This is a genomic window from Crassaminicella profunda, from assembly GCF_019884785.1.
Classification (GTDB): Bacteria; Bacillota; Clostridia; order Peptostreptococcales; family Thermotaleaceae; genus Crassaminicella; species Crassaminicella profunda.
In genome coordinates this window covers 4,511,212-4,537,916 of the sequence record NZ_CP082326.1, presented here as the reverse complement: position 1 = coordinate 4,537,916, position 26,705 = coordinate 4,511,212, and the positions used below count along the sequence as shown (strand labels likewise).

Here is a 26,705-nt window from a genome sequence, read left to right as displayed (position 1 = left end):
AAAGATGATTTTAAAATATATATCAATCTATTAAATAGTCTTTATTTCCAACAGACTACTGATTTCTACAAAATATTTTATTAAATTTAAAAGGGATAACCACCCATAAAGAGTTTTTATGAATGACCGTCTATTACGGACAGTATATCACTATATCCGTCATATTTCAATACGATTTCTAAATGTTTTTTATTTTTCAAAATGTTTCGTATTACGCATAATTGCTTTCTACTTTATTCAAAATCCTCCCATATAATTTAATTTTATTCCTGTTGACATATAAAAAAAAACGTGTTAACATATTTGTAAAATTACATAGAATCTTCGGGGCAGGGTGAAATTCCCGACCGGCGGTATAGTCCGCGAGCCATAAATATGGTTGACTTGGTGAAATTCCAAGACCGACAGTAAAGTCTGGATGATAGAAGATGAAAAATACAGTCATATTTAATTATGCTCGTTTTTTGCGTATTTTAACATAGAATACTCAAGCCCTGAAAATACTATTTTCAGGGCTTTTTATTTTACTTAAAATGGAGATGAAAAAATGGATATAAAATACATGAAAAGAGCACTAGAACTTGCCAAAGGCGGCAAAGGATATACAAATCCAAATCCTTTAGTAGGTTCCGTCATTGTGAAAAACAATAAAATCATTGGACAAGGTTATCATAAAGCATATGGAGGAGCCCATGCAGAAATCCATGCTTTTCATGATGCAAAAGAAGATGTAACAGGCGCTACTATGTATGTAACATTAGAACCATGTTCTCATTATGGTAAAACACCTCCTTGCGCCCATGCCATTGTAGAAAAAGGAATCAAAAAAGTTATTATAGCCATGAAAGATCCGAATCCTTTAGTTTCTGGAAAAGGAATAGAGATTCTTAAAAATAATGGCATAGAAGTAATTTCCGGTGTATTGGAAAAAGAAGCAAGGATATTGAATGAAATTTTTGTAAAATATATTACTACAAAGCTTCCCTTTTGCATATTGAAAACAGCTATGACATTAGATGGAAAAATCGCAACAAGCATAGGAGATTCTAAATGGATTAGCAATGAAAGTTCTAGAAAGGTTGTTCATAAAATGCGCCATCAAGTATCGGGTATTATGGTTGGAATCGGTACAGTTCTTGCTGACGATCCACTCCTTACTACAAGACTTGATGACATGGAAGGAACAAATCCCACAAGAATTATTGTAGATACTCATGGCAGGATTCCTCTAGATGCTCTGGTACTTAAAGATTGTAAAAATATAAAAGCGATTATTGCTACAACAAATCTTGCAGATGCTAAAAAAATGAAAGCCCTACAAGAACGTGGCGCTGAAATAATCATTACACCCCTTAAAGAGAATTTAGTAGACTTATCTTACCTGATGGATGCTTTAGGTAAGAAAAAAATAGATAGCATTTTATTAGAGGGTGGTGCTACCCTTAATTATTCAGCATTAAAGGAAAACATTGTAGATAAAATTATTTCTTTTATTGCTCCTAAGATTATCGGTGGAATAGATGCAAAGACACCTATAGGTGGACAAGGATTTCAATATATGAAAGATGCAATTTTATTAAAAGACATGAAAGTGTCTACCATACACGATGATCTAATGATTGAAGCCTATATAAGAAAGGAGGCTTAACATGTTTACTGGCCTTGTAGAAGAAATAGGAATGATTCAATCCGTCTCAAAGAACACAAAATCAGCAAAAATTGTTATAAATGCAGAAAAAGTTCTAGAAGGTGTTGCTTTAGGAGATAGTATTGCTACAAACGGCGTATGTCTTACTGTTACAGATTTTACAACTCACACCTTCTCAGTAGATGTAATGGCAGAAACCATGAGAAGAAGTAACTTGAAAAACTTAGTTCCTGGAAACAAAGTAAATCTTGAAAGAGCTTTAAAATTAGGAGATCGCTTAGGCGGACATTTGGTAAGTGGCCATATAGATGGAACAGGCATCCTTAAAGATTTCAAAAAAGAAGATAATGCTATATGGGTCTCCATTGCTGCACCTTCTACGATTTTGAAATACATTATTCAAAAAGGTTCTATTACCATTGATGGCATCAGCTTAACCGTTGCCTATGTAGACGATACTCTGTTTAAAGTTTCTATCATTCCCCATACAAAAGATGTTACAACCCTTTTATCCAAAAACATTGGGACGTTAGTTAATCTTGAATGCGATATGATTGGAAAATATGTTGAAAAGCTTTTATCCTTTAAAAGCGAATCCATAGAGAAAAGTAATATTGATATGAATTTTTTAAGTGAGCATGGATTTGTTTAAAAAATATAATCTAAATGAGGTGATCAATTATGTATAAATTTAACACCATTGAAGAAGCTATTGAAGATATAAAATTAGGAAAAATCGTGGTTGTTGTGGATGATGAAGATCGAGAAAATGAAGGGGATTTATTAATGGCTGCTGAAAAAGTAACCCCTGAAGCTATAAACTTTATGGCTAAATATGGACGAGGCTTAATTTGTATGCCAATTACAAAGGAAAGATTAGAAGCACTTGACATGCCTCAAATGGTTAGTCACAATACAGACAATCATGAGACTGCCTTTACAGTATCTATTGATGCAGAAGACACAACTACAGGAATTTCAGCTTTTGAAAGAGCCCACACAATAGAGAAGGTATTAGATCCTACTTCAAAGCCAGAGGATTTTAGAAGACCAGGACATGTATTCCCTCTAGCAGCAAAGAGGGGTGGCGTATTAAAAAGAGCGGGCCACACAGAAGCTGCAGTAGATTTAGCACGCCTTGGGGGACTTTATCCTGCTGGAGTTATCTGCGAAATCATGAGTGAAGATGGTTCCATGGCAAGAACCCCAGAGTTGATGGAATTTGTAAAAGAGCACAATTTAAAAATTATTACTATTGCAGACCTAATTAATTATAGAAGAGAGAATGAAGTCTTTATAGAAAAAGTAACTGTAGCCAATATGCCTACCAAATATGGAGACTTCAAAATCGTAGGTTATATCAATAAATTAAATGGCGAACACCATGTTGCATTGGTAAAGGGTGATTTGGAAAGGGATGAGCCAGCTTTAGTCCGTGTTCATTCAGAGTGTTTAACAGGTGATTGTTTCGGTTCCCTTCGATGCGACTGTGGAGATCAATTGGCTACAGCATTACAAAAAATAGAAAAAGAAGGACGAGGGGTACTTTTATACATGCGTCAAGAAGGACGAGGGATAGGTCTTATCAATAAATTAAAAGCTTATGCCCTTCAAGATGAAGGAATGGATACGGTAGAGGCTAATTTAGCCCTTGGTTTCCCTGAAGATTTAAGAGATTATGGGATAGGTGCACAAATTCTATCTGACCTAGGAATCAAAAAAATAAAATTAATGACAAATAACCCAAAGAAAATATCAGGTATTTCAGGTTATGATCTTGAAGTTGTAGAAAGAGTCCCTATTCAAATAGATTACACGCAGGAAAATGAATTTTATTTAAAAACAAAGCAAGAAAAAATGGGCCATATGTTAAAATTTGAGGAGGAATAGACATGAAAATTTATGAAGGTAAATTAATTGCAGAAGGTTTAAAGTTTGGTATTATTGTAGGAAGATTTAACGAATTCATCGGTGGTAAACTATTATCTGGTGCATTAGATGGTTTAAAACGTCATGGTGTTGGAGAAGAAAACATTGAAATTACTTGGGTTCCTGGTGCCTTTGAAATTCCACTAATTGCAAAAAAAATGGCAAAATCCCAAAAATATGATGGTGTTATTTGTTTAGGTGCTGTAATAAAAGGATCTACTCCTCACTTTGATTATGTATCTAATGAAGTGACTAAAGGAATTGCACATGTATCCTTAGAAACTGAAGTTCCTGTAATATTTGGTGTACTTACAACAGATACCATCGAACAAGCAATCGAGCGTGCTGGTACAAAAGCTGGAAATAAAGGTTATGATGCAGCTGTTACAGCCATTGAAATGGCCAACTTATTAAAAGAATTTTAAAAAAGGCGGGAATTTTCCCGCCTTTTATTTAATCATTCGTTCAATAGTCTTTAAAAATTCATCTACCACATCTTCATCCCCCGATTTAATCTTATCTACAATACAAGTATGCATATGACTTTCTAATAATAATTTAGCTACCCCTTTCATTGCTGATTGAACTGCTGCTATTTGAATGAGCACATCATCACAATATACACCTTTTTCAATCATTCCTTTGATTCCTCTTACCTGTCCTTCAATCCTATTTAGTCTATTTATTAAAGCATTATTTACTTTTTCTGGTCTATCTACATGTCTTTCATTCATCTTTTTTTCACAATGATTTTTCACTGAATTTTTTTCGAGTTTACTCATCCCGCTCCTCCTTATAAAAAAAGTCTTAGATATTATCTAAGACTTTTTGGGCTAAATGTTTTTCATTCCTATAACATCATATCCTGCTTCTTCTACAGCCTCTTTCAATAGAGTATTATCCATATCTTGATTTAATTCTACCATAGCATTTTTCCCTTGTAAATCTACAATTGCTTCCTTAAGGTTTAAACCCTTTTAATCTAAGAGCATTACTCACAACAGATACAGAACTCAGTGACATAGCCGCTCCTGCAAACATGGGATTAAGTAGTGGTCCTCCAAAAGCATAAAATAATCCTGCTGCTAGAGGAATGCCTAATGAATTGTAAAAAAATGCCCAAAATAGATTTTGTTTGATATTTCTAATGGTACTTTTACTTAATTTAATGGCAGTAACTACATCTAATAAATCACTTCTCATGAGCACAATATCCGCTGACTCTATGGCCACATCAGTACCTGATCCTATAGCAATACCAATATCCGCTGACGCTAATGCAGGTGCATCGTTAATACCATCTCCAACCATAGCTACAACTTTACCCTCTTGTTGTATTTTTTTTACGTTCTCTGCTTTATGCTGAGGCAACACCTCAGCAAGAACCCTATCTATGCCCACTTGCTTTGCAATATTCTCTGCTGTTCTTTTATTATCTCCTGTAATCATGGCTACCTCTATACCCATTTCATGAATCTTTCTAATGGCTTCTTTACTGCTTTTTTTGACAACATCTGCTACAGCAATAATTCCTGAAAGCTTATTGTTTATAGCTATATACATAGGCGTCTTTCCCTCAGCTGCCAATTTGTCTGAAACTTCTTCTAATATGGATAAATTAATATTTTTATCTTTCATCAATTTACGATTCCCTAATAACACATTTTTATTTTCTAATTGTACTTCAATACCATGTCCAGGGATAGCATAAAAATTTTCCACTTTTAATATTTCAATTTTCTCTTTTTCTGCACCTTTTACAATAGCTTCTCCTAAAGGATGCTCTGAACCCTTCTCAGCAGAAGCTGCAATTTGAAGTAATTTGTTTTTATCTATTTCTCCAACCGTAATAATATCTGTTACCTCTGGTCTTCCTTCTGTAATAGTTCCTGTTTTATCAAATACGATCGTCTGTATTTTATGAGCTCCTTCTAGGGCTTCTCCTCCCTTGATTAAAACCCCATGTTCTGCACCCTTTCCTGTTCCAACCATAATAGCTGTTGGTGTAGCAAGACCTAATGCACAAGGACAAGCAATAACCATAACCGCAATAAATATGGTTAAAGAAAATACAGGACTAGCACCACTTATATGCCACGCTAATGCAGAAAGTACAGCAATTCCAAACACTACAGGTACAAAATAGGATGAAACAATATCTGCCATTTTTGCAATAGGTGCTTTTGATCCTTGAGCTTCCTCTACTAATTTAATAATTTGAGCAAGGGCTGTATCACTTCCTACCTTTGTTGCACGAAATTTTATAACCCCTTGCTTATTGATACTTCCTCCAACAACTTTGTTTCCTCTTCTTTTTTCCACAGGAATACTCTCTCCTGTAAGCATAGATTCATCCACTGACGTATTTCCCTCTACCACTTCTCCATCTACAGGAATCTTCATTCCAGGTTTTACAATAATCAAATCTCCTGCCTCTACTTCTTCTATGGATACTTCTATTTCTTGATGATCTTGTATCACTATGGCTGTCTTTGGAGTAAGTCCCATCAATTTTTTTATAGCTTCAGACGTTTTTCCTTTACTTATAGATTCTAAGGTTTTTCCTAAAAGAATTAATGTAATAATCACCCCTGCTGATTCAAAATATAAATCATGGGCATAATGAACATCTCCAATAGCAATTCTATAGGCTGCATAAAATCCATAAATAACAGCTGCACCCGTTCCCATAGCTACTAACGAATCCATCGTTGGACTCTTCCTAAAAATTGCACTGATTCCTTTTATATAAAACTTATTGCCCGCAAACAATACAGGAATTACCAAAAGTATTTGTACATAAGCAAAATTCATTGGATTTTTAACTGAATCTATCATCTCTGGTAATTTTAATCCAATCATCGGTCCCATAGCAATATACAATAAAGGGACTGCAAATATTAAAGATACAATAAATTTTTTCTTTAAAATATTGATTTCTTTTTTTTGAGTTTCTTTATTTTCATCTGTTTGATTCTTTTTCTCAATTTCAGCTGGGGTATATCCTGCTTTTTTTATAGCCTCTTTTATTTCTGCTATTCTGACCTTGTTCATGTCATAAACAATCGTAGCCTTATTAGTGGCTATATTCACATTTATAGATTTTATTCCTTCTAATTTGTTGATAGCACGATCAACTGCTCTTGTGCAGGCTGCTCAGGTCATGCCCTCTATCCCAATAGTGATTTCTTTCGTATTTTCCTCGTCCATAGCTGTATAGCCTGCTTTTTTTATCGTCTCTTTTATATCTTCTAATGCTATTTTACTCTCATCATAAGTACACACTAACTTTTCTGTAGCAAAGTTAACATTAGCTTCTGTAATCCCGTCTAACTTTTTCACAGCTTTTTCAGCAGCTCTAGCGCAAGCTGCACAGCTCATTCCTTGTATCTTAAATCTTTTAGATAACATTTTTGCACCTCCTTATACTATACCCCCCTAAGGTATATGTTTATATTATCTATTTTTTTATATTTTGTCAAGTAAAGCTGCTCTTAAATATCTTTGTTTTTATTTTAGTTTTTCCAGAGATTCTGCCCTTATTCAAAGCAAAGTGCCTCTTCATAGAAAAAAAGGTTATGAATACGTGCTAAAATATTATGATTGAATAGGTGTATTTTCTATGTATAATAAAAAAGCTATGATTCAATCAGAATCATAGCTCACTCCTTTATTCTTCTACTTCTATAAAAACAACCTTATTATTTTCTGTCTTTATTTTTACTTGACTTTTAATTTTATCAAATAATTCTACAAAGTCTATTTCTTCCCCATCTTCATTCTCAATTTCTACATCTTCATCAATGATAAAGTCTTTTGTTTCATCCTTTAACTCAATTGTTATTTCATGATGTAATCCAGACTGGATTTTGATTAATTTTCCTTCATATCTGTTTTCTAATTTTTCTGCAAGTATTTTTACAACCTTATCTTCTTCAAAAAATACCTGAACAATCATACCTTTTTCTAGGTAGTTAAAAGTTTCCTCATCTCCATCAATTTTTATCATCGTATCATCATGAATTTTAAATAATTTTATTGCATGCTGATTTTTTACAACAATTTCTTTTTCATCCTGATCTATTGTATGAATAGTTCCTTTAAAAATTATATCTTCTACTAAAACACTGGGATTCCATTTAATAAATGTTATCTTGTCATCCTCTACCCTAACTTTTATTATTTCATTTTCTTTTAAATCCCCTAAAGTTTTTAATTGGTCATGAATATATACCTTTACATTCTCTGCTATCTTATAGGTTTTAATGTCTTCATTTGCTTTTATAGCAATTTTTTCTTCATTTTCAATCCATAGTAATTTTCCTGTAACAAACTGTGTCCTCTTTTGGTTAGCACGATCAATCTCTATCAAATTATTTTGATCATGAATTTTAATGTTTATTTCATCTCCAACATCTATATGGTCTAAACTAACAGCTTCACCATTTATCTTGATTATTGTAGAATTTTCTATCTCTAAGATAAAAAGTCCTGTATTCATTTTAATTTTTAAAGTATTTTCATCTACTTCTTTCACAATTCCTGTTAATCCTGTTTCTTCTATGATCTCTTCCTCTTCTGATGGATTAACTTTGTTAGCCCACCCAGGTGGTAAAGTTTCCTTTTTTGCTAATCCTGGTGGTAGACCTCCCTTTTTAGCCAATCCTGGCGGTACAAATTTTTTAGAACCATACGCATACCCTTGTATGCAAAAAATAGATAATACTAACGTAAATACTAAAATCAAACTAACTTTTTTCTTCATTTTATCTCCTCCCATACATTCTTCTTGTACAGGATACGTAAATAATTTTTATTTTAGGTACCTTACTTGATACTTTTTTATTGTGTCACAATTCCTTAATAATGCATATGTTATAACAGAGAGAACAAAATACATCTTAAATAATTGCAAGGGGGAAATACAATGTCTAGATGTGATGATTATATGAAAGATTATGGTAATGAGTACGAGTGCCCAATGTATCCTCAAATGCCTATGATGGGTGGTATGCCAATGCCTCAAATGCCTATGATGGGCGGTATGCCAATGCCTTATCCTCAAATGCCTATGATGGGTGGTATGGGTTGTCCTCAAATGCCTATGTGCCCTCCTATGATGGGAGACTATGATGAAGAAGAACTATGCTGTGCAGAACATATGAATGAATATATGGCTTATATGTGTAAAGCAGAAGCTGCTAAAATTCGTGCTATGCAGTGCATGAACAATCATAAGTGCAAATAATTACTTTAAAAAGGTTTCTCCTTCATGGAGAAACCTTTTTGATTTAGAATAAATCTTGTATTTGATCAACAAAATCTCTAACATCTCTTCCATTCATTATATTTGTTCTAAAGCCTCTTAATCTTTTTACGCGATCTTCTTCTGAAGTAACGTATACTCTTGATACATTAGGCATTTTTTCTCTTACTTTACTTGCAATAGTGGTTTGGGTTGCTTTCATGTTTTCAACAGGCGTTCCAGTATCCGTATCTACTCCTACATAACAAGTATTTCTGTCTAGAATCACTACTGCATCTTCTATTCCTGACATTCTTTCAATTTCTCTCTCTAAAGTTACATTTTCGCCTTTTTCATTGATACCATAATTATCCATGTTCTTTGGAATATTATCATAGGTTAAATCGTTTTGATCCCCATATCTGTCTGGAATGGTATCATTATCATACATATCTGTCATATTTTGATTTGTATCATAACGATTTTCTCTTGGAACCACTTTATTGTCATACCGATTTGTTTCTGGAATAGGTCTTTTAGCTGGTGTACAACCTAAACTTAAAAAGGCTGCGAACACAAAAATAACCGCTATTACAGAAATACATTTTCTATGCTTTTTCATTGTTAGGCTCCTTTCTATTTTAATTCACTTTACATTCTTATTGTCTGTTGTTTTTTCTTTTTATATGGCTTGAAAGTTTATCTAATGTTTGTATTATTTCTCAATCCCAAAAGGTAATGTATAAAAAATAAGCGAGGACACACCTCGCCTATCTTTTATCACCTATGATTATGTTGTACCATATCTACTGCACCAAGAAGAATATGAGCCAATCCAAACCCTACAATCCCTGCAGCAATCATAGGTGCAACTTCTTTTCTTTTCATAATGGCTCCTGTAATAGTAACAGCTGAACCTAAAGCTGTTGGTATTGCTCCTTCACGAACTTCCACATAAATCCCTCCTTTATTTTTGGAGTTCATTATTATGTTGCTACCTTTTTTTCTTTTTATCCATACCAAAACTTATCAGATATGGGAAGTTAAATAAAATTTTTTCAAAAAAAAAGCCAGCTTTTAAACTGGCTTATTCTTAATTTGTAGGTATTTTTTCTAATTTTATTTTTAAAGTTTTTTCTTGATCATTTCTCATAATTTTAATATTGATCGTATCTCCTGGTCTGTGTTTATAAAGCTCTTTTACTAATTGGGTCATACTAGTTATTTTACTATTCCCTACGCCAACAATTATATCTCCAGTATTTAAACCGCCTTTAGCTGCAGGAGAATCTTTATAAATTCTTGCTATATAGATCCCTTCCTCAGGAGCCAAATCTATTCCTGTACTTCTTTCAAATACATTTACATTCATCCCTTGAATTCCTATATATACTTTTCTGAATTCTCCTTTTTCAATAAACTGATCCACAATTGGCTTTGCTATATTAATGGGAATAGCAAATCCTAATCCTTCTCCAGACTTCATTTTAGCTGTATTGATACCAATTACTTCTCCTTTACTATTAAGAAGTGGTCCTCCACTATTTCCTGGATTGATAGATGCATCTGTTTGGATTAAATTTTCAATTCTTTCATTATTATTAATTTCTACGCTTCTGTTTAGCCCACTAATAATCCCTGATGTGACCGTCTTTTCAAACTCCATTCCTAAAGGATTTCCTATAGCAATAGCCACTTCTCCTACCTGTAAATGGTCTGAATTTCCTAGATCTGCAGGAGTTACATTTACACCATCCACTTTAATCACCGCTAAATCTAGTGCTGGATCGTTCCAAAGTATTTTGGCATTTTTTTTGGTGCCATCATCAAATAATACATTTAATTCCTCAACATTTCCATTGTTTACTACATGGGCATTAGTCAGTATATATCCTCTTTTGTCTACAACTACTCCTGTTCCTAATCCCTTTGATGTTCTTGGTCCAAAGAAAAAATCTCTTTCAATACTTTTTGTTGTAATCCCTACAACAGATGGCATGGCCTTTTTTGCAACGGCAGATACTAAAAATTCTGTACTCTTAGGATTTACATTAATCACTTGTTTTACATCAGAACCAAAATAATTTTGCGGGTAAGGAATCAAATTGCCAAATACATATACAGGCATCACATAGCTAGAAATAACTCCCCCGATCAAGGCTGACACCAAAATAATCACCATAAGGGTTAACTTTCTTCTTTTTTTAGGCTTTTTTTCCTCTTTATTTTCTACATAATAGAATGCAGGCACATCAATAATTTCTTGCTCTCTTTGTTCACTTTCCATAAAATTATCACCTCTTAATTGTTGATAACTTTATTTTAAAAGAAGGTTATGAACAGAATATGAACAATTTGTGAACAAAAGCTATTTTTCTTTTGGTGATAAAGAAAAGGTAAAAGTTGTTCCTACTCCTAATTCACTTTCCACTTTTATACTTTCTTCATGCCGGTCAATAATTCTTTTTACAATGTATAATCCTAAACCCGTACCTTTTTTATTTCTATTCCTTGACTCATCCACTTTATAAAATTGATCCCATATCTTTTGCTGCTCCTCTTTGGATATGCCTATTCCGTTGTCTTGAATTTCTACCCATACTTTTTTATTTAGATAATAACTCTTTATATTTAATTTCCCCGAATGTTTTATAAATTTCATAGCATTATCTAATAAATTAATGATTACCTGCTCATAAGCATCCTTATCTGCAAAGACTATTCCTTGCTCTTTTTGAAGGTCAATATTTACGGCTATCTCCTTTTGATTGATTTCCTCTTCATATTTTATAAGGGTTCTTACAATCAATTCGTTTATATCAAATCCTTGAGGATAAATTGGATATTCCACAGACTCCATTTTTTGTATATCTAATAAATTCCCTATTAGCTGAGTAAGCCTCTTGGTTTCTCTTAAAATAATATTTAAATATTTCTCTTGCTCATGGTCTTCTACGGTTCCATCTACCATCCCTTGTATAAATCCTTTTATTAAAGTTAATGGAGATCTTAACTCATGAGCAACAGCAGATATAAAACTTCTTCTATTTTCTTCTATTTTTTCTAATTGCTCTGCCATAACATTAAAAGTTTTTGTAACTTTACCAATTTCATCTTCTTGCTCATAGCTTGTTACTCTTTGATGAAAATCTCCTTCTGCTAATTTCTGAGCTACTTGTCCCATTTCCCTTATAGGGGCAGATAGTTTTCTTGAAACAACATATAATATAATAAAGGAAATAAAAAAAGAAACCAACATGGCTGTCCATATGATTTTATGAACTTCTCTTATAGCCTTTGTAATTTCGTATAAAGGAGAATGCATAATAATGGCATTATCTACTCTTCCATTGATAAATATAGGTACACCTACCGTTACCATAGGAGTTTTCCCTTTTTCTTCATAAATTCCTTTTTTTACAATGGTACGCCCTTTTAGTACTTCTAACATATCCTTCTTTGTAATTTGTTTTCCAATCCATTTTTCTTCATCACTGGAAACCCCATAAATAATTCCCCTTTTATCGATAATCCATATACGGGTATTTAAAAAACGCTCTACTGATTGTAATTCTAAATTTAATCTTTCACGAGTAATATATCCATTTAGATAATCAATAACCAACTCATTAATTTTTTCTCCTTCTTCAAGTAACAATCTTTCATTCCTATTGAAAAAATAGCTCCCAAAAAGTTGAGAAAAAAGTAATCCTAGAATCAAGAAAGTTATCACAATAATAACAAAATAAGTACTTAAAAGTTTCTTAAAAACTGTATTAAACATATCACTTCACCTCAAATTTATATCCAACCCCCCAAACAGTCTTTATTTCATACTTATTTTTTAAGGGTTCTAATTTTTCTCTTAGTCTTTTAATATGTACATCTATCGTTCTATTGTCTCCATCAAAATCAAAACCCCATATATTTTCAATGAGTTGTTCTCTACTAAAAACTCTATTTTGATTTTTTACAAGAAAATATAAGAGTTCCATCTCCTTTGGTGGTAATGAAAAAGTATGATCATTTATTTTTACCACATAAAGATCCATATCAATCAAAAGATGAGGTAGAATCATTTGCCTTGTAACCAAGCCTGGGGTATTTGTTCTTCTTAGGACTGCTTCAACTCTTGCCACTAATTCTCGTGGTTCAAAAGGTTTTACCATATAATCATCCGCACCTAATTTTAATCCTAAAACCTTATCAAAGGTATCGCCCTTTGCTGTTAGCATAATAATAGGTACATTACTTATTCTTTTTAACTCTCTACAAACATCCCACCCATCCATTTTAGGAAGCATAATATCTAAAACAACAAGGTCAGGGGTTTCTTCTCTAAATATTTCTATTGCATCTAATCCATTATGAGTACTCATTACAATATACCCTTCTTTTTTTAGATAAAGTTCTATTAGTTCACAAATATTATAATCATCATCTACTATAAGGATTTTCCTCTCAGACACTTCCCATCCCTCCTCTATTCAAATTCGTTATATCACCCATTCAAAATCACCTAGTTTGCATATTTATAGCTTCTGTTAAATATTGTCTGCATTATACTACATTCTATAATATAAATAAAGTCCTCTATTGTTTATAAACATTGTTACAATATGTGAAAAAATCTTTTATATCTTTATAGTAACAAATACTTGAATTTATGTATGCAATAATACTTGCAAAAACATATTGCAATGTGGTATGCGTTGCATTATAATATCCATGTTGCTTTTAAATTTTCATTTATTAGGAGGTTTTTTCTATGCAAATAAAAAAAATAATCACCCTATTAATAGTAGGAGCTTTACTGATTAGCACTGGTTCTCTAAAAGGTGCAAGGTTTATCGATACAAGTGATTCAACATCCTTTAAAACACAACTTGTTGACTATAGTGATAATGCATACAATATATCATTAAAAGAAATTCATCAACACAAATTTTAATAAAAAACAACTCTACTAGTCTAGCAGAGTTGCTTTTTATTTAAACAGGTACCTCTTCTGTTGGAATACAAATCAATCTCCCTGGTATAAATTCACTCGGTATCATATTTGGATTTACTTTTAGAATATCTGCTGCACTAACAACAAACTTTTCTGCCACACTCGATAAATTTTCACCTTCCTCTATAATATAAGTCTTATCTTCTGGACAAATGACTGAAGGCTTTGATGAAGGAATACAAATTTCTTGACCTATCTGTAAATTTTCTAAATCAAAATTGGGATTAGCTTTCCTTAAGGCATTAAAAGATACATCAAATTTAGTTGCAATTATATAATAAGTATCCCCTTCTTTCACCATATATACTTGCCCATCTTTGCATTCCATAGGCTTTTTAGGAATACAAATCATTTGGCCTATTATCAAATTATAAGGATTTATAAAGGGATTCGCTCTTTGTAATTCTTGTACAGAAATCTTATTCTCTTTCGCAAGCTTATATAGTGTATCTCCATACTGAATCGTATAATATCTCCCATTCAGGCAAGGTGGCACAACAGGTCTTTTGGGAACACAAAGGGGTTGCCCGATCTTAAGATTATCTGGATCTTTAAGTCTATTGATATAAGCTAAAAATTGCGCCCTAGTATTGTACTTCATTGCAATATTATATAATGTGTCACCCTTTTTTACAGTGTATAACGTAGTTCCTATTGGACATTTTCTTATTAATGCAGGATGCATTCAATTTTCACTCCTTTTTTAAGCATAATACATTATATGCATATACTTAATAAATGTAACACCCTCATTCCCAAGTTCCTTCCAATATGTTACACTTATAATTGAGACCATACAAAGCTGTAAATTTATCATCTATAAAAAATAACTAAAAATCTATTGAAGGAGATGATTATATGAGTGAAAATTTTAAATTCCATCAAAATAGTAAATGTGAATATTTTCCCTGTCACAAAGTTAAGGATGAAAAAGATTTTAACTGTCTATTCTGCTTTTGTCCACTATATATGTTAAAGGATCAATGCGGTGGAAATTTTAAGTATACAAATGGTGTAAAAGATTGTAGCGATTGCTTGATTCCTCATGGCAAAGGAGCCTATGATTATGTTATGTCAAAAATGAAGGAAGTCATTCGTATCGGTAGCCAGCGTGATGAAGAATAACAGGTAGGAAGCTACCTGTTATTCTATTTTCTCATCAATAATATATCCATCTAATATTTCTAATATTTCTTCCATACATTCATCTTCTATCTCAAAATCTAGCCTATAGGTGTCTTCCTCATGGTTAGAAGAAAGAATGATTGTAGCATTTGTTATATTTTCTATATTTTCCATACTGACAATCATCATTCTTTGTGATTTCATCCTTGTATAAAATTTTTCAAAAACAGCATTACCAAATCCTATATTCTCTTTGATCTGATGATATTCATAATGTATCAAATCTCCATCTATTTCCCCCATTAAAAGTTCTAATACTTCTTTTGGCGTGATGGATAGAGATACTATTCTGATACACATATTTTACCCTCCCTAAACTCTTTATTTTATCTATATTCAAAAAAACGCAAAAGTTTCAATGAAATTTAAATGATTTGGTATAATAATTGAGAAGGAGTTGATTAAATGAAAGCTATTAACATATATACAGATGGTGCTTGTTCTGGAAATCAAAATGAAAATAATTTAGGAGGTTGGGGAGCTACCCTAGAATACGGTGAACATAAAAAAGAATTATATGGAGGAGAGAAAAATACTACAAATAATCGTATGGAAATGACTGCACTATTAGAAAGTTTAAAAGTTCTAAAAAAAGAGAATCTTGTTATTAATATTTTCTCTGACAGCTCCTACCTGATTGAATGTTTCACAAAAAAGTGGTACATAAAATGGCAGATGAACGGCTGGATAAACGCAAGTAAAAAACCTGTAGAAAATAAAGAACTTTGGGAAAAATTATTAGAAGAAATTAATAGACAAAAAAATATCAATTTTTATCGGGTGAAGGGACACTTAAATATTAACAATTCCTCTCAAATGAACAAATGGTATGAAAAATTTAAAACATGGAATGGCCATCATTTCTCTATGGAGGAATTCATCTATATCACAAAAATGAATATTGTAGCCGATGCTTTAGCAAATAAAGGAATTGATCAGTTAAGAGAAAAGACCTTCTAAATTTAGAAGGTCTTCTACATTCTTTCCTTATAAAGGATCTCTGCTTCTCTTTCAATATAATCATTTCTTTTTTGAAGGAGTTTGCCAAAGTATTGTTCCATATTTGAATCTTCCATTTCTACAATCTCTTTTATATTATCAAAGTTCTCAAACATCTCCATTCCCATTTCTAAATACGCCTTAGCAATATCTAATTGGCACCAATTATATAATGTATCATCGTCTTCCTCATATTCATTAATAATCTTTTGATAAATATCTATTGCTTGAAGATAATCTTTAATCCCTGCATATCCCACTACATCCCCTAAATGCTTTAATGCCCAATAGTATATTTTTTGATTATCCTCTGCTTTTTCCATAATTCCTTTATAATGTTCTATAGCTTCAGAGATCATTCGATCACTTACCAATTGTTCTCCTTCTTTAAAAAGCTCATCCCAATTCATCTGTACTCCTCCTTCAAATCATTTACATATCCTATTCTATTTATTATGACAAATTCCTTCTATTTTTCTATAAAAGAATGCTTTGTTTTCTATAACAATCAATATTTTAACCGTAAACTTTAAAAATATTCTCTAAATTATTTCATGTCAGAATTTGTAGAAAATAGTTCTACCGACCTATTGTTAGGTAGTTTCATCACCTATATAATTTACTTAAGAATCAGGTGCAACAAAATCTCGATAATGGCAAAGCTGGTGAAAGCCAGTGGCGCAAAGCTATAGGGGCTACGGTGTATTTTACACTATGCCAGCCAGTTACCGAAGGATGATAGGCACTTACTAGTCCGTCCTCATCACCCTGTCTTTCCTTTCGGTAAAGGCAGGGTTAAATTTTTTATAGGGGGTGAATGTTTATTGAAGCTCATGAATCTAGATAATGGTCAGATTTTGGCAACAAAGGTCCATATAGCCAACACTTTCTACAAAAGATTAAAAGGACTCATGTTTTCAAAAAATCTACCTTCAGATTGTGCGCTTTATATTCAACCCTGCCGAGGTATTCACACCTTTTTCATGGGTTACAACATTGATGTATTGCATCTAGATTCTTTTAGACAAGTTGTAGCCATAGAAGAAAATTTACGTCCTGGAAGAATCGGAAAAATCCATCCTCTTACAATAGAAATTATAGAACTTCCAGCTGGAAAAATTAAAAAAACCCAAACAAAATTGGGAAATACGATTCAATTGGGGTAAAAAACACACATAAAAAAGGAGTGATACATATGCTAAAAAAATTAAAAGGTCTAATCACTGAAGAAAAAGGTCAAGGTATGACAGAATACGGTTTGATCTTAGGAGCAATCGCTGTAGCAGTTATCGCAATCATTGCTTTATTCGGCCCTAGAATTACAGCTATGTTTAATAATACATTAGATACAATCAATCCTCCTGCAGGTTCTTAATATACATAAAAGGTATTGCATAAAGAGAGGGCCCCACATTTAAAATGTAGGGCCATTTTTTCAACAAAAAATTCGCATTATGCTATTCTCTATGCTCCTATGGCCAACGAAATTTAAAAACTTACTTATGATGATTTTGAAGAAAGAAGGGTGGTAGTATGTGGTTTAATTTTTTATTAGTTATGCTCTTAGTTATCTGTGTGATTACAGATATAAGGGAAAGAAAAATCTATAACAAAGTCATATTCCCAACTCTTATAATTGCTTTTTTATCACATCTTTTATTGGGTGGATCTAAAGATTTATTTTCTTCTGTTATTGGTTTTTTTGTTGGTTTTTTAATTCTTTTTGTCCCCTATCTTCTAGGTGGTATGGGAGCAGGAGATGTAAAGCTCCTTGCTTTAATAGGTGCCCTTAAAGGTTCTTACTTTGTTTTGCATTCAAGCATATATATGGCAATCGCAGGGGGCCTAATGGCATTTATATTACTAATTTTTCAAAAACAACTACACACTACCCTTAAATCTTTGTATTATTATATTTACAACTTAAAATATGGTATAAGATTACCTTCACTTATCAATAATAATGATCTCTCCAACACATATCCCTATGGCACAGCCATTGCAACAGGAGCTATCATCAATCTCCTTTTAGAAGGGGGATTACATCTATGGTAAAAAATGAGAAGGGTCAATCCCTTGTAGAATTTGCATTAATTTTACCTATTTTACTCCTTTTAATATGTGCCACTTTTGACTTTGGAAGGATTATGTATACCTATATGCATCTCAATCTCATCACACAAGAAGCAGTAAGGATGGGAGGCCTTGGAGAATCCGATGACACAATTACCCAGTTTGCTCAAAATAATTTACATGTTGGAGACGTAAATCTTTTGCAGATTCAAATTTCTCCCAATACCTTACAAAGAAAATCAGGAGATTATATTACAGTGACCTTAGAATATCCTATTACATATGTTACCCCTTTCCTTTCAACCCTATTTCCATCTCCGTATAGGGTTATTACAGATTCTACAATCCGTATAGAATAAGGTGGGATACAATGAACCCAAAAATAAAAAATTTATTTTCTGAACAAAGAGGAAGTACCCTAGTTTTTTTCTCTTTATTATTAGTTATAATTCTTGGAATGATTGGTATCGCTTTAGATGGTGGAACTTTATTCGTAACAAAGGTTCATTTACAAAAAACAGCCAATGCTGCTGTATTATCTGGAGCTCAAGAACTTTTTAACAATGAAACAACCATCACAAACATTGTAGATACAATTCTTTATGAACATGATGAACAAAATAGCTTAGATACGCTCACCATAGAGATGAACAATAAAGTAACCCTACACTTAAAAAAAACTGTTACTTTATCCTTTTTAAGTCTATTTGGTTTTGAAAAGACCCCTGTAGAGGTACGGGCAACTGCAAAGGTAGTTTCAATGGGACGAGGAAGAGGAGCAGCCCCTTTGGGAATTGATGATTCCATTCCATTAGAATTCTATAAATCTTATAAATTAAAAGTAGATCAAACAGAAGTGAGTGCTGGAAATTTTGGTATTTTAGCATTAGAAGGACCAGGAGCTAAAACTTATGAGGATAACCTTAGAAATGGTTATAGTGGTGAAATTAAAGTTGGAGACATGATTGAGACACAAACTGGAAATATTGCAGGAAAAACAAGAACTGTTATTAATGAACGGATCAATGCTTGTACTCATCAAATAGGAGATCTTCATCATAGAGATTGTTCTAGAATCCTATTAGTGCCTGTCTATACTCCCCATAATTTTACATCTAATCAATTAAAAATAGTTAAAGTTACTGGATTTGCATACTTTTACATTCTAGAACCAATGACTATTTATGATACATCTGTAACTGGTATGTTCATAGAAAGAGTAGGTACAGGCTTTGGAGATGAAAATAACATAAATAATGGAGCATACACTGTAAAACTAACAAAGTAGGTGAAAAAATGAAGTCAAAATTAATACTATTCCTTGCAATCATTATGGGACTGATTACTACTTTTTTATTCTATAACTATGTAGAAACACTCAATAAAGAAAAATTATCTAATCATAAAATGGCAACGATTCTTGTTGCTCAACAAAATATCCATAAAAACCAAAAAATTTCAAAACAAATGGTCACCTTAAAAGACATTCCACAAAAGAGTATTCCTCCACAATCAGTAAAAAGCTTTTCAGAAATAGAAAATCAGATTTTAACAGCTGATATAGTAAAGGGAGAACCTATTCTTAAACATCGCCTTCAAAAACAATCAGAAGAAACACTATTGGTTGCTAAAAAAATTAGAAAAGGATATCGGGCTGTATCTGTAGGTGTCAATATGGTTCAATCTGTTACAAATTTAATTGAACCAGAGGACATAGTAGATGTAGTATTCAGCGAAGAAATAAAAGAAATAAACAAACAAAAACTTATCAGGACAGAACTCATCCTCCAACAAGTCCGTGTTTTATCTGTTGGAAGAAGAATGATTGAATCTACAAAAGAAGATCCTTATGTAGAGTACAGCTCTGTTACATTAGAATTAACACAAAATGATGCAGTAAAATTAGTCAATGCTTCAGAAAGAGGAAATATTCATCTCATTCTTCATAGTAAAATTCATTAAAGGAGGCCCCCCCATGACCAAGAAACAAAATATTATAACAAACAGAGGAAAAATGATCGTCATTTGCAGTGCAAAGGGAGGAATAGGAAAAACTGTACTAACAGCAAATCTTTCCGTTGCTTTGTCTAAAAAAAAATTTAAAACATCTATTTTAGATAGCTGCTTTCAGTTTGGAAACATTCATTTGGTCATGGATCTTAAACCTATGTTTACCATAAAAGATGCAGTAGAAAAAATTGAAGACTTAGATGAAAATCTTCTTACCTCTTATCTTACTCGTCATGAAAGTGGCGTTAGCGTCTTACCTTCACCCCCAAGTCCTGAATATGCTGATTTAATCACTTTAGATGCTCTTGATAAGGTTTGTACTTCTTTGCTGAATCGTTGTGATTATCTACTCGTAGATACAAATGCAGGACTGCCTGAACATAACCTGTATTTTATCGAAAAAGCAGATACAATTATCCTTATGACAGATTTAGAAATGACCTCTTTAAAAAATACAAAGTCCATACTATCTGTACTTTATGCTTTAGATTTAGATAAAAAAGTAAAGATTGTAGTCAACCGCTCTACTATGAAAAGTCTTCTAAAAGCAACTGATGTTCCTAAAATCCTAGAGGAAGAATCTTTACTTTATATTCCTAATCATTTTGAAATTGTATCAAAATCTATCAACATAGGAATGCCTTTTGTCATGCACTATCGAAGAGCAGAACTTACAAAATCTATTTTTCACATTGCTAATCTTCTTTCAAAAGATTTATAAAGGAGAGATATCCATGAGCCTTCTATCCAAGTTAAAAAATAAAAACGGCGGGAATACTTCCCCTTCTGATAAAAAAATGTCCATAGAAAATATAGTGAAGACGAAACAAAATCCCATATCTATTCCTCATGAAAACAATGCTATTAAGAATAAACAAAAAGAACCTATTCCAACTACAGATAAAAATGAAGCATTTAAAAAACATCTTCATAAGCAGGTTTTAAAAGAAATAGAAAAAGATTCTATAGAAAATATTATTGAAAGAATCGATGAAATGGCTATTGAAATCATAAAAGATGATGAATCCTTTTTAGGAAAGGTTAATCGAAAGAAAATTGTAACCGAATTAATCAATAATCTTACAGGTTACGGTCCTATCAACCCTTTATTATTAGATTCAGAGGTTACAGAAGTTATGGTCAATGGCCCTTTTAGAGTATATGCGGAAAGAAAAGGTAAATTAGAACTAACAGATATAAGTTTTCAAGATAATGAACACGTGATGCATATTATAGAAAAAATTGTTGCACCCCTAGGACGCCGAATCGATGAAAGCAGCCCTATGGTAGATGCAAGACTTCCTGATGGTTCTCGTGTAAATGCGATTATTCCTCCATTAGCATTAAATGGGCCTACTATAACCATTCGTAAATTTTCAAAGGATCCTTTTACGATAGAAGACCTAATTGGTTTTAATACCTTATCCCAAGAAATGGCTGTATTTTTAGAAGCCTGTGTAAAAGCAAGGCTCAATGTATTTATCAGCGGAGGAACAGGCTCAGGAAAAACAACAACCCTAAACGTTCTCTCTTCATTTATTCCTAATGACGAAAGAATCATTACCATAGAAGATGCAGCAGAACTTCAGCTCTGGCAGGATCACGTAGTCTCCTTAGAATCTCGCCCTCCAAACATAGAAGGAAAAGGAGCCATTACCATTCGTGACTTAGTTCGAAACTCCTTGCGTATGAGACCTGAAAGAATTGTTGTAGGAGAGGTCCGTGGTGGAGAAGCACTAGATATGCTTCAGGCAATGAATACAGGGCATGATGGCTCATTGGCTACAGGACACTCTAATAGCCCAAGGGATATGATTTCTCGTTTAGAAACAATGGTTTTGATGGCTGGAATGGAACTTCCCATAAAAGCAATAAGAGAACAGATTGGAAGTGCTATTGACTTAATCGTTCAACAATCAAGGCTAAAGGATGGATCAAGAAAAATCACCAATATTACAGAAGTCCAAGGTCTTGAAGGAGATGTTATCGTGCTTCAAGATATCTTTATCTTCAAACAACAGGGGGTAGATGAACAAGGGAAAATCATTGGTAAATTAATCCCTACAGGTATTCGTCCTAAATTTTATGAAAATCTGACTACCAGCGGTATTCATATTCCAACAACTGTATTTATGGAAGAGGAGGATTGGAATCTATGAAATGGGTAATACTATCGTTTTTCCTTGTTACATCATTTATTGTTTTTTCAATCCTATTAAATCGTTTATTTTTTTCCCAAAAGCGCTTTGAAAAAAGAGTTCAATATTATTTATTAGAGGACAATGAAAAAATATTAGAAAAGAAAAACTTCAATCTATTGGTACAAATACAAATGATGAATCGAAAAATTAAAAAGCATCTTCCTTCCATAAAATCTACTAAAAAGCTAGAAACCCTCCTAAATAGAGCAGGGGTTCCCCTTAAGCCAGAAGAATTTGTTTTATTTAGATGGATGGGTAGTGTATTCTTTGGAAGTTTGTTGTATATCTTTTCAAAGAATATCTTGTTTTTTATAATAGGAGGAGTTTGTGGCTATATTTTCCCAAAACTACTCATAAAAAGAAAGTTTCATCATCGTCTCTTAAAATTTAACGAAGGTCTTCCTGATATGATTACTATTATTGTGGGTTCCTTAAGAGCAGGCTTTAGTTTTCCTCAATCCTTAAAATCTGTTGTAGAAGAGTCAGATTCTCCTATTAAAGAAGAAATAACTCTTTTATTGAAAGAAATGCAGTATGGTGGAAATATTGAAGAAGCTTTATATCATTTTCAAGAAAGAATGCCTAGTGGAGACCTTGAGCTAATGATTCAAGCAATTTTGATTCAAAGACAAGTTGGAGGAAACTTGGCTACTGTACTAGAGATTATTGTACAGACCATTCGTGATCGGAATATGATTCAGCGCCAAGTCATGACCCTTACAGCCCAAGGAAGAATGTCTGGAATGATCATAGGCCTTCTCCCTATTCTTCTAAGCTTTGCCATTTATTTTATTAACCCAAAATATATCACTATTTTATTTACCCAAAGAATTGGACTTATTATGGTTGGAATGGGAATATTTTCAGCAATCATTGGTTTTATTTTGGTACAAAAAATAACAAAAATCGAGGTGTAGACCATGATGTATATCACTTTTTTCTGCAGCATTACCTTACTCATCCTCCTATTTTTTTCTCTTATTGATAAAAAAAAAGAAAGAAAAAAGCAGAGAGTTTCCTTGATCAAAGATCAAGATAAAGAAAATCACCTTTCCTTTGCAAAAAGAGTCTTATCTCCAACCTTAAAAAAATACAAGGGAAGGTTTCGAAAGAAATTTTCTGGAGAAAAACATGATAAGCTAGAAATGAAAATCCTTCAAGCAGGAAGTCCTTTTGACATGACCCCCGTTGATTTTCGTCTAGTCCAAATCATATTGATCATTCTATTTCCCATATTATTTATGATCTACGGAAGCCTTTTAAGTATTTCTATCTCAATGATTTTTTTTCTTGTTATTTTTAGTGTTGTTTTTGCCGCATTTCTTCCTACATTATATTTATTACAAAAAACAAAAAAAAGAAGCAAGCGTGCCTTAAAAGAACTTCCTGATATAGTAGACCTTCTTACGGTAAGTCTCGAAGCAGGTCTTGGTTTTGATTTAGCCCTGCACAAATTGATTTCTCGAAACAACGGAATTATTGCAGATGAATTTCACCGCTGCTTAGAAGAAATCCGTCTAGGAAAGCCAAGAAGAATAGCCCTAAAAGAAATTACAGAAAGACTCCCCTTAGATGAAATGAATGTTTTAATCAACAGTATATTACAAGCTGAAAAACTTGGAATCAGTACGGTTCAGATTCTCCGTATTCAATCCCACGAAATAAGACAGAAAAGAAAACAAAGAGCAGAGGAACAAGCTATGAAAGCACCTATAAAAATGTTATTTCCTCTTGTTTTTTTCATTTTCCCTAGTCTTTTTATTGTTCTTTTAGGCCCTGCAGTTATTCAATTTATTAATACATTTAAAAAATAGCCGCTGTATTTAGGGCGGCTATTCTACTATCACATTCATTTCTCTCACTCCTGCTACCATACTACTTGAACAAAATGGACATACAGGATTTTCTGCAGTACTAAATTCTTTTTGCATCCATCCAATACACTCAGGACATTGCCATATTTCTACTGCCTTTAATTCGTATACTTTTTCTGGTGTTTCTTCTTGTTTTCTTTTTATGAACATGATATAGCTCCTCTCTATAGATATGGATATATTATGTCCCTAAAACAATCATTACAATACAGGAAAAAGTTAGTAATGACTATTTTCACATATAAACAGCAATCAACAATAAAAATACTTATAATAGAATATTTTTTTGAAAATATTTACAAAATACAAAAAATATAGTATCATATATATAGTAGATATTAATAATTTTTGTTTGATTATGTACTATATTTGGTAGAATGTCATTTTAAAGGGAAAGAGATGGGAATATGGGAGAAACAAAAGAAATGAGGAGAAAAATAGAAGATTTAAGACGATATTTGTATGATTTAATCAGACAAAATAAAAACTTGGTTGCAGCAGAAGTCGTATTTGTCAGTCAAGAATTAGATAAAGCCTTAAATGAATATGATATGATTGTAAAAAAACAGATAGCATAAAAGCTATCCTTTTTTTTTTACAAAATTTTTATTTTGTTTTCAATCATTTATTTATAACCCTCAAATGCTATATCATCTATCCATACTGTTGATGCATCATTTAATATAATAATTTTCACTTCATCTACTTGCTCCATATTTTCATCAATATTCAGTAAATCCCACGTATTACTCTTACTAGGTTGATAAGCTATTGATTTTGCAAGCCGGATATTTCCATCTTTATACTCTTCTATTCTTATTTTTATAGGCTCAGTAGCATCAGACATCAACCACATAGACATAAATTTCGGTCCATCTAAGTTTAAATTTTTAATCATAATATTATTCCGTTTATCTTTTGTGTTTGTAACCTTTATAGAATATTCTCCATTTCTAAATAAATCATAATCCTTCATAATATTTTCATCTTCATATACCATAGTCAAGTATTCTAATTTTTCATCTGAAGGAATATCTATATTTTCTTCTGTTTTTTTATTTTCTTTAAGGGTTGTAATCTTAACTTTTTCAATATATTCTTTACTCCATTTATTATTTTGATTTTGTACTTTTAACGCAATATTATATTCACCAGCTTTTTCAAAATCTACCATTAAGTCCTTTTTATCAGATGTCTTAATCGTTTCATTTCCTTTTTTTACTATCCAAATAGACTGCTTCATCTCTTCTATATCTTTACTTTTATTAATAAATTGCCACTGATTTTTCATTTTTATTTTTTCAAAGTATGCAGTAGGTATATTGTTAATATTCCTATTTGCAAGTCCTTTATGCATAAAACTTATACATCCAAAAACACTAATTCCTACAAGAATTAACCCTATAGCAAATTTAGAGAATTTCTTTAATCTCTTTCTTTGATTGCCTTTACTATTTCCTGTATTGTCATTATATAGATATACCCCTTTAAAAGCATTATAAATCTCTTCTAAATTTTTATATTCTTTTTTACCATTTTTAAGTTCTTCAACAAATTTCAATAGATTAGGAGATACATTTTTTTCATCAAAATCATCCAATATATGATACGAAAGTATTTTCTTTACTACTCTACCCACTTTCTTTGAAACTTCTTCAAAATCATTGGTATTTATAAAATTCTCCTCTGCAATAAGTAGTTCATTAAATGCTAATTTTCCTTTCTGCATAACAAGTTGAGATTCATTGATTAAAATACTTTTAAATCCATGATCAAGTACATCATATCTTTTAATGTTTTTTAAATACTGAAAAACCATACTCAATCGACTTTCTATAGTTAGATTTTCCTCTTCAAGATAGGCCTCTAAAGGTATCCCTTCTTGGCTTTTCGTAACAATAACAAGAGACTGCTCTAGTTTTTCTATATGCTGTAAAGTTTTGCATGCCTTTTTTAACTTTCCTATGTTTGTTCTTGTACTTTTTATATTATGTAATATATTGATGATCACTAGTTCCTCTGGATAATCATTCATTGATCCTATCAAAATTTTTTGATTGACATTGGTCTCCAATGTTTGAAGAATATTAAATTTATCCACATATGAACGATTCATTGGCATGACCCACCTTATATTTTGATCTTTAAGCATATTTTACCATATTCGACAAAAATATAAAATTTCCTTTTATTTATATAAAAAACAAAAGAGACTAAAACAGTCTTAATAATTTCTAATACGAGTCTTACACAATTTATTTTTCAGTGCCAATATAAAGGACTCGCTCATATGATATATAAAGGTAATCTTTACAATCCATTTTTAAAAGGAGGTCTATTGATGAATGACAAACACATATGAATATCACTGTTCTAGAGACAGTCTTCTATTTTTCTTTTTAGCAATTATCCTCATATTAAAAGATACACCTTATTGTCATACACATCCTACAACTTTTCTTTTCTTCTTTTTAAATTTAGTGGCTGTATTTGGTGTATTTTATCAATAAAAAATAAGGATGCTGCTAAG

33 protein-coding genes and 2 riboswitches are annotated in these 26,705 nt (G+C 32.1%); of the genes, 20 read left to right on the top strand and 13 right to left on the bottom strand.

The genetic code is table 11. From position 1 onward, the window contains the following. The first annotated feature begins 316 nt into the window (after positions 1-316). A riboswitch (FMN riboswitch) is annotated at positions 317-434 on the top strand. A 113-nt stretch (positions 435-547) separates the two neighbouring features. From ribD to ribH, 4 genes are read left to right on the top strand one after another with little or no spacing between them, the layout of a single operon-like run. Continuing rightward, a complete protein-coding gene (gene ribD, locus K7H06_RS20940) occupies positions 548-1,648 on the top strand; it encodes a bifunctional diaminohydroxyphosphoribosylaminopyrimidine deaminase/5-amino-6-(5-phosphoribosylamino)uracil reductase RibD (protein ID WP_223037932.1) in 1,101 nt (366 codons plus the stop codon). A gap of 1 nt (position 1,649) precedes the next feature. Beyond that, positions 1,650-2,300 (top strand): riboflavin synthase, encoded by a 651-nt coding sequence (locus K7H06_RS20935; RefSeq protein WP_223037931.1) that lies wholly within the window; start codon positions 1,650-1,652, stop codon positions 2,298-2,300. A gap of 29 nt (positions 2,301-2,329) precedes the next feature. Beyond that, positions 2,330-3,538, top strand: coding sequence for a bifunctional 3,4-dihydroxy-2-butanone-4-phosphate synthase/GTP cyclohydrolase II (locus tag K7H06_RS20930; RefSeq protein ID WP_223037930.1), 1,209 nt, complete (start codon positions 2,330-2,332; stop codon positions 3,536-3,538). A 2-nt stretch (positions 3,539-3,540) separates the two neighbouring features. Next, complete coding sequence (gene ribH / locus K7H06_RS20925; RefSeq protein ID WP_223037929.1) at positions 3,541-4,002, top strand: 6,7-dimethyl-8-ribityllumazine synthase; 462 nt, start codon at positions 3,541-3,543, stop codon at positions 4,000-4,002. Positions 4,003-4,026: 24 nt separating this feature from the next. Here ribH and K7H06_RS20920 read toward each other — a convergent pair whose 3' ends face one another. The 3 genes from K7H06_RS20920 to K7H06_RS20910 form a co-directional block, all read right to left on the bottom strand. After that, entirely contained in the window at positions 4,027-4,359 is a 333-nt protein-coding gene (locus tag K7H06_RS20920) for a metal-sensitive transcriptional regulator (RefSeq protein ID WP_425514928.1), read from the bottom strand. 178 nt (positions 4,360-4,537) lie between these two features. Then, entirely contained in the window at positions 4,538-6,988 is a 2,451-nt protein-coding gene (locus K7H06_RS20915; protein ID WP_281426025.1) for a heavy metal translocating P-type ATPase, read from the bottom strand. Between the two features lie 259 nt (positions 6,989-7,247). After that, positions 7,248-8,342, bottom strand: a complete 1,095-nt coding sequence (locus K7H06_RS20910) for a hypothetical protein (protein ID WP_223037928.1) — start codon at positions 8,340-8,342, stop codon at positions 7,248-7,250. A gap of 162 nt (positions 8,343-8,504) precedes the next feature. Between K7H06_RS20910 and K7H06_RS20905 the strand changes: the two genes are divergently transcribed. Beyond that, the gene (locus K7H06_RS20905) at positions 8,505-8,825 is read left to right on the top strand and encodes a hypothetical protein (protein ID WP_223037927.1); all 321 of its coding nucleotides are present in this window, start codon (positions 8,505-8,507) and stop codon (positions 8,823-8,825) included. Between the two features lie 43 nt (positions 8,826-8,868). Here K7H06_RS20905 and K7H06_RS20900 read toward each other — a convergent pair whose 3' ends face one another. The 5 genes from K7H06_RS20900 to K7H06_RS20880 all read right to left on the bottom strand — a co-directional run bounded on the left by K7H06_RS20900 (position 8,869) and on the right by K7H06_RS20880 (position 13,291). Beyond that, the gene (locus K7H06_RS20900; protein WP_223037926.1) at positions 8,869-9,444 is read right to left on the bottom strand and encodes a YhcN/YlaJ family sporulation lipoprotein; all 576 of its coding nucleotides are present in this window, start codon (positions 9,442-9,444) and stop codon (positions 8,869-8,871) included. A gap of 158 nt (positions 9,445-9,602) precedes the next feature. Further along, positions 9,603-9,776 (bottom strand): asparagine synthase, encoded by a 174-nt coding sequence (locus K7H06_RS20895; protein ID WP_223037925.1) that lies wholly within the window; start codon positions 9,774-9,776, stop codon positions 9,603-9,605. Positions 9,777-9,915: 139 nt separating this feature from the next. Further along, entirely contained in the window at positions 9,916-11,109 is a 1,194-nt protein-coding gene (gene htrA / locus K7H06_RS20890) for a serine protease HtrA (protein ID WP_223037924.1), read from the bottom strand. An 81-nt stretch (positions 11,110-11,190) separates the two neighbouring features. Beyond that, a complete protein-coding gene (locus K7H06_RS20885) occupies positions 11,191-12,606 on the bottom strand; it encodes a sensor histidine kinase (RefSeq protein ID WP_223037923.1) in 1,416 nt (471 codons plus the stop codon). 1 nt (position 12,607) lies between these two features. After that, positions 12,608-13,291 (bottom strand): response regulator transcription factor, encoded by a 684-nt coding sequence (locus K7H06_RS20880; protein ID WP_223037922.1) that lies wholly within the window; start codon positions 13,289-13,291, stop codon positions 12,608-12,610. A 299-nt stretch (positions 13,292-13,590) separates the two neighbouring features. On the opposite strand from K7H06_RS20880, the gene K7H06_RS20875 reads away from it, so the two are divergent. Further along, positions 13,591-13,773, top strand: coding sequence for a hypothetical protein (locus K7H06_RS20875; RefSeq protein WP_223037921.1), 183 nt, complete (start codon positions 13,591-13,593; stop codon positions 13,771-13,773). Positions 13,774-13,813: 40 nt separating this feature from the next. Here K7H06_RS20875 and K7H06_RS20870 read toward each other — a convergent pair whose 3' ends face one another. Beyond that, the gene (locus K7H06_RS20870; RefSeq protein ID WP_223037920.1) at positions 13,814-14,518 is read right to left on the bottom strand and encodes a LysM peptidoglycan-binding domain-containing protein; all 705 of its coding nucleotides are present in this window, start codon (positions 14,516-14,518) and stop codon (positions 13,814-13,816) included. Positions 14,519-14,691: 173 nt separating this feature from the next. Between K7H06_RS20870 and K7H06_RS20865 the strand changes: the two genes are divergently transcribed. Beyond that, positions 14,692-14,958, top strand: coding sequence for a cysteine-rich small domain-containing protein (locus K7H06_RS20865; RefSeq protein WP_223037919.1), 267 nt, complete (start codon positions 14,692-14,694; stop codon positions 14,956-14,958). A gap of 18 nt (positions 14,959-14,976) precedes the next feature. On the opposite strand, the gene K7H06_RS20860 is transcribed toward K7H06_RS20865, so the two are convergent. After that, complete coding sequence (locus K7H06_RS20860; RefSeq protein WP_223037918.1) at positions 14,977-15,318, bottom strand: hypothetical protein; 342 nt, start codon at positions 15,316-15,318, stop codon at positions 14,977-14,979. A gap of 105 nt (positions 15,319-15,423) precedes the next feature. Here K7H06_RS20860 and K7H06_RS20855 point away from each other — a divergent pair, with 105 nt between their 5' ends. Then, positions 15,424-15,978 carry an RNase H family protein gene (locus K7H06_RS20855; protein WP_223037917.1) on the top strand — a complete coding sequence of 185 codons (555 nt, stop codon included), beginning with the start codon at positions 15,424-15,426 and terminating at the stop codon, positions 15,976-15,978. 14 nt (positions 15,979-15,992) lie between these two features. On the opposite strand, the gene K7H06_RS20850 is transcribed toward K7H06_RS20855, so the two are convergent. Beyond that, positions 15,993-16,427 carry a hypothetical protein gene (locus K7H06_RS20850; RefSeq protein WP_223037916.1) on the bottom strand — a complete coding sequence of 145 codons (435 nt, stop codon included), beginning with the start codon at positions 16,425-16,427 and terminating at the stop codon, positions 15,993-15,995. Positions 16,428-16,662: 235 nt separating this feature from the next. After that, a riboswitch (cyclic di-GMP riboswitch) is annotated at positions 16,663-16,750 on the top strand. Between the two features lie 100 nt (positions 16,751-16,850). Here K7H06_RS20850 and K7H06_RS20845 point away from each other — a divergent pair. The 10 genes from K7H06_RS20845 to K7H06_RS20800 all read left to right on the top strand — a co-directional run bounded on the left by K7H06_RS20845 (position 16,851) and on the right by K7H06_RS20800 (position 24,115). Continuing rightward, positions 16,851-17,183 (top strand): DUF192 domain-containing protein, encoded by a 333-nt coding sequence (locus K7H06_RS20845; protein WP_246637729.1) that lies wholly within the window; start codon positions 16,851-16,853, stop codon positions 17,181-17,183. Between the two features lie 29 nt (positions 17,184-17,212). Further along, complete coding sequence (locus K7H06_RS20840) at positions 17,213-17,392, top strand: Flp family type IVb pilin (RefSeq protein ID WP_223037914.1); 180 nt, start codon at positions 17,213-17,215, stop codon at positions 17,390-17,392. A 158-nt stretch (positions 17,393-17,550) separates the two neighbouring features. Continuing rightward, complete coding sequence (locus K7H06_RS20835) at positions 17,551-18,072, top strand: A24 family peptidase (protein WP_223037913.1); 522 nt, start codon at positions 17,551-17,553, stop codon at positions 18,070-18,072. Then, positions 18,066-18,449 carry a TadE/TadG family type IV pilus assembly protein gene (locus tag K7H06_RS20830; protein ID WP_223037912.1) on the top strand — a complete coding sequence of 128 codons (384 nt, stop codon included), beginning with the start codon at positions 18,066-18,068 and terminating at the stop codon, positions 18,447-18,449. Before K7H06_RS20835 ends, K7H06_RS20830 begins: the two co-directional genes overlap by 7 nt. 11 nt (positions 18,450-18,460) lie before the next feature. Further along, a complete protein-coding gene (locus K7H06_RS20825; RefSeq protein ID WP_223037911.1) occupies positions 18,461-19,378 on the top strand; it encodes a pilus assembly protein TadG-related protein in 918 nt (305 codons plus the stop codon). Positions 19,379-19,386: 8 nt separating this feature from the next. Continuing rightward, complete coding sequence (gene cpaB, locus K7H06_RS20820; protein WP_223037910.1) at positions 19,387-20,052, top strand: Flp pilus assembly protein CpaB; 666 nt, start codon at positions 19,387-19,389, stop codon at positions 20,050-20,052. 13 nt (positions 20,053-20,065) lie between these two features. After that, positions 20,066-20,821, top strand: a complete 756-nt coding sequence (locus tag K7H06_RS20815) for a CpaE/TadZ family protein (RefSeq protein WP_223037909.1) — start codon at positions 20,066-20,068, stop codon at positions 20,819-20,821. A gap of 13 nt (positions 20,822-20,834) precedes the next feature. Next, positions 20,835-22,259 (top strand): TadA family conjugal transfer-associated ATPase, encoded by a 1,425-nt coding sequence (locus tag K7H06_RS20810; RefSeq protein WP_223037908.1) that lies wholly within the window; start codon positions 20,835-20,837, stop codon positions 22,257-22,259. Next, positions 22,256-23,218, top strand: coding sequence for a type II secretion system F family protein (locus K7H06_RS20805; protein WP_223037907.1), 963 nt, complete (start codon positions 22,256-22,258; stop codon positions 23,216-23,218). Before K7H06_RS20810 ends, K7H06_RS20805 begins: the two co-directional genes overlap by 4 nt. Positions 23,219-23,320: 102 nt before the next feature. Continuing rightward, positions 23,321-24,115 carry a type II secretion system F family protein gene (locus K7H06_RS20800; protein ID WP_223037906.1) on the top strand — a complete coding sequence of 265 codons (795 nt, stop codon included), beginning with the start codon at positions 23,321-23,323 and terminating at the stop codon, positions 24,113-24,115. An 18-nt stretch (positions 24,116-24,133) separates the two neighbouring features. Here the strand turns inward: K7H06_RS20800 and K7H06_RS20795 are convergent, their stop codons facing one another. Beyond that, on the bottom strand, positions 24,134-24,325 hold the full coding sequence (locus tag K7H06_RS20795; protein WP_223037905.1) for a cold-inducible protein YdjO-related protein: 192 nt from the start codon (positions 24,323-24,325) through the stop codon (positions 24,134-24,136). Between the two features lie 257 nt (positions 24,326-24,582). Between K7H06_RS20795 and K7H06_RS20790 the strand changes: the two genes are divergently transcribed. Next, positions 24,583-24,753 carry an aspartyl-phosphate phosphatase Spo0E family protein gene (locus K7H06_RS20790; protein WP_223037904.1) on the top strand — a complete coding sequence of 57 codons (171 nt, stop codon included), beginning with the start codon at positions 24,583-24,585 and terminating at the stop codon, positions 24,751-24,753. A 47-nt stretch (positions 24,754-24,800) separates the two neighbouring features. On the opposite strand, the gene K7H06_RS20785 is transcribed toward K7H06_RS20790, so the two are convergent. Further along, complete coding sequence (locus tag K7H06_RS20785) at positions 24,801-26,291, bottom strand: hypothetical protein (protein WP_223037903.1); 1,491 nt, start codon at positions 26,289-26,291, stop codon at positions 24,801-24,803. A 229-nt stretch (positions 26,292-26,520) separates the two neighbouring features. Here K7H06_RS20785 and K7H06_RS20780 point away from each other — a divergent pair, with 229 nt between their 5' ends. Next, positions 26,521-26,685: a hypothetical protein gene (locus tag K7H06_RS20780; protein WP_223037902.1), complete on the top strand. Its 165-nt coding sequence runs from the start codon at positions 26,521-26,523 to the stop codon at positions 26,683-26,685. The last annotated feature ends 20 nt before the right edge of the window (positions 26,686-26,705 follow it).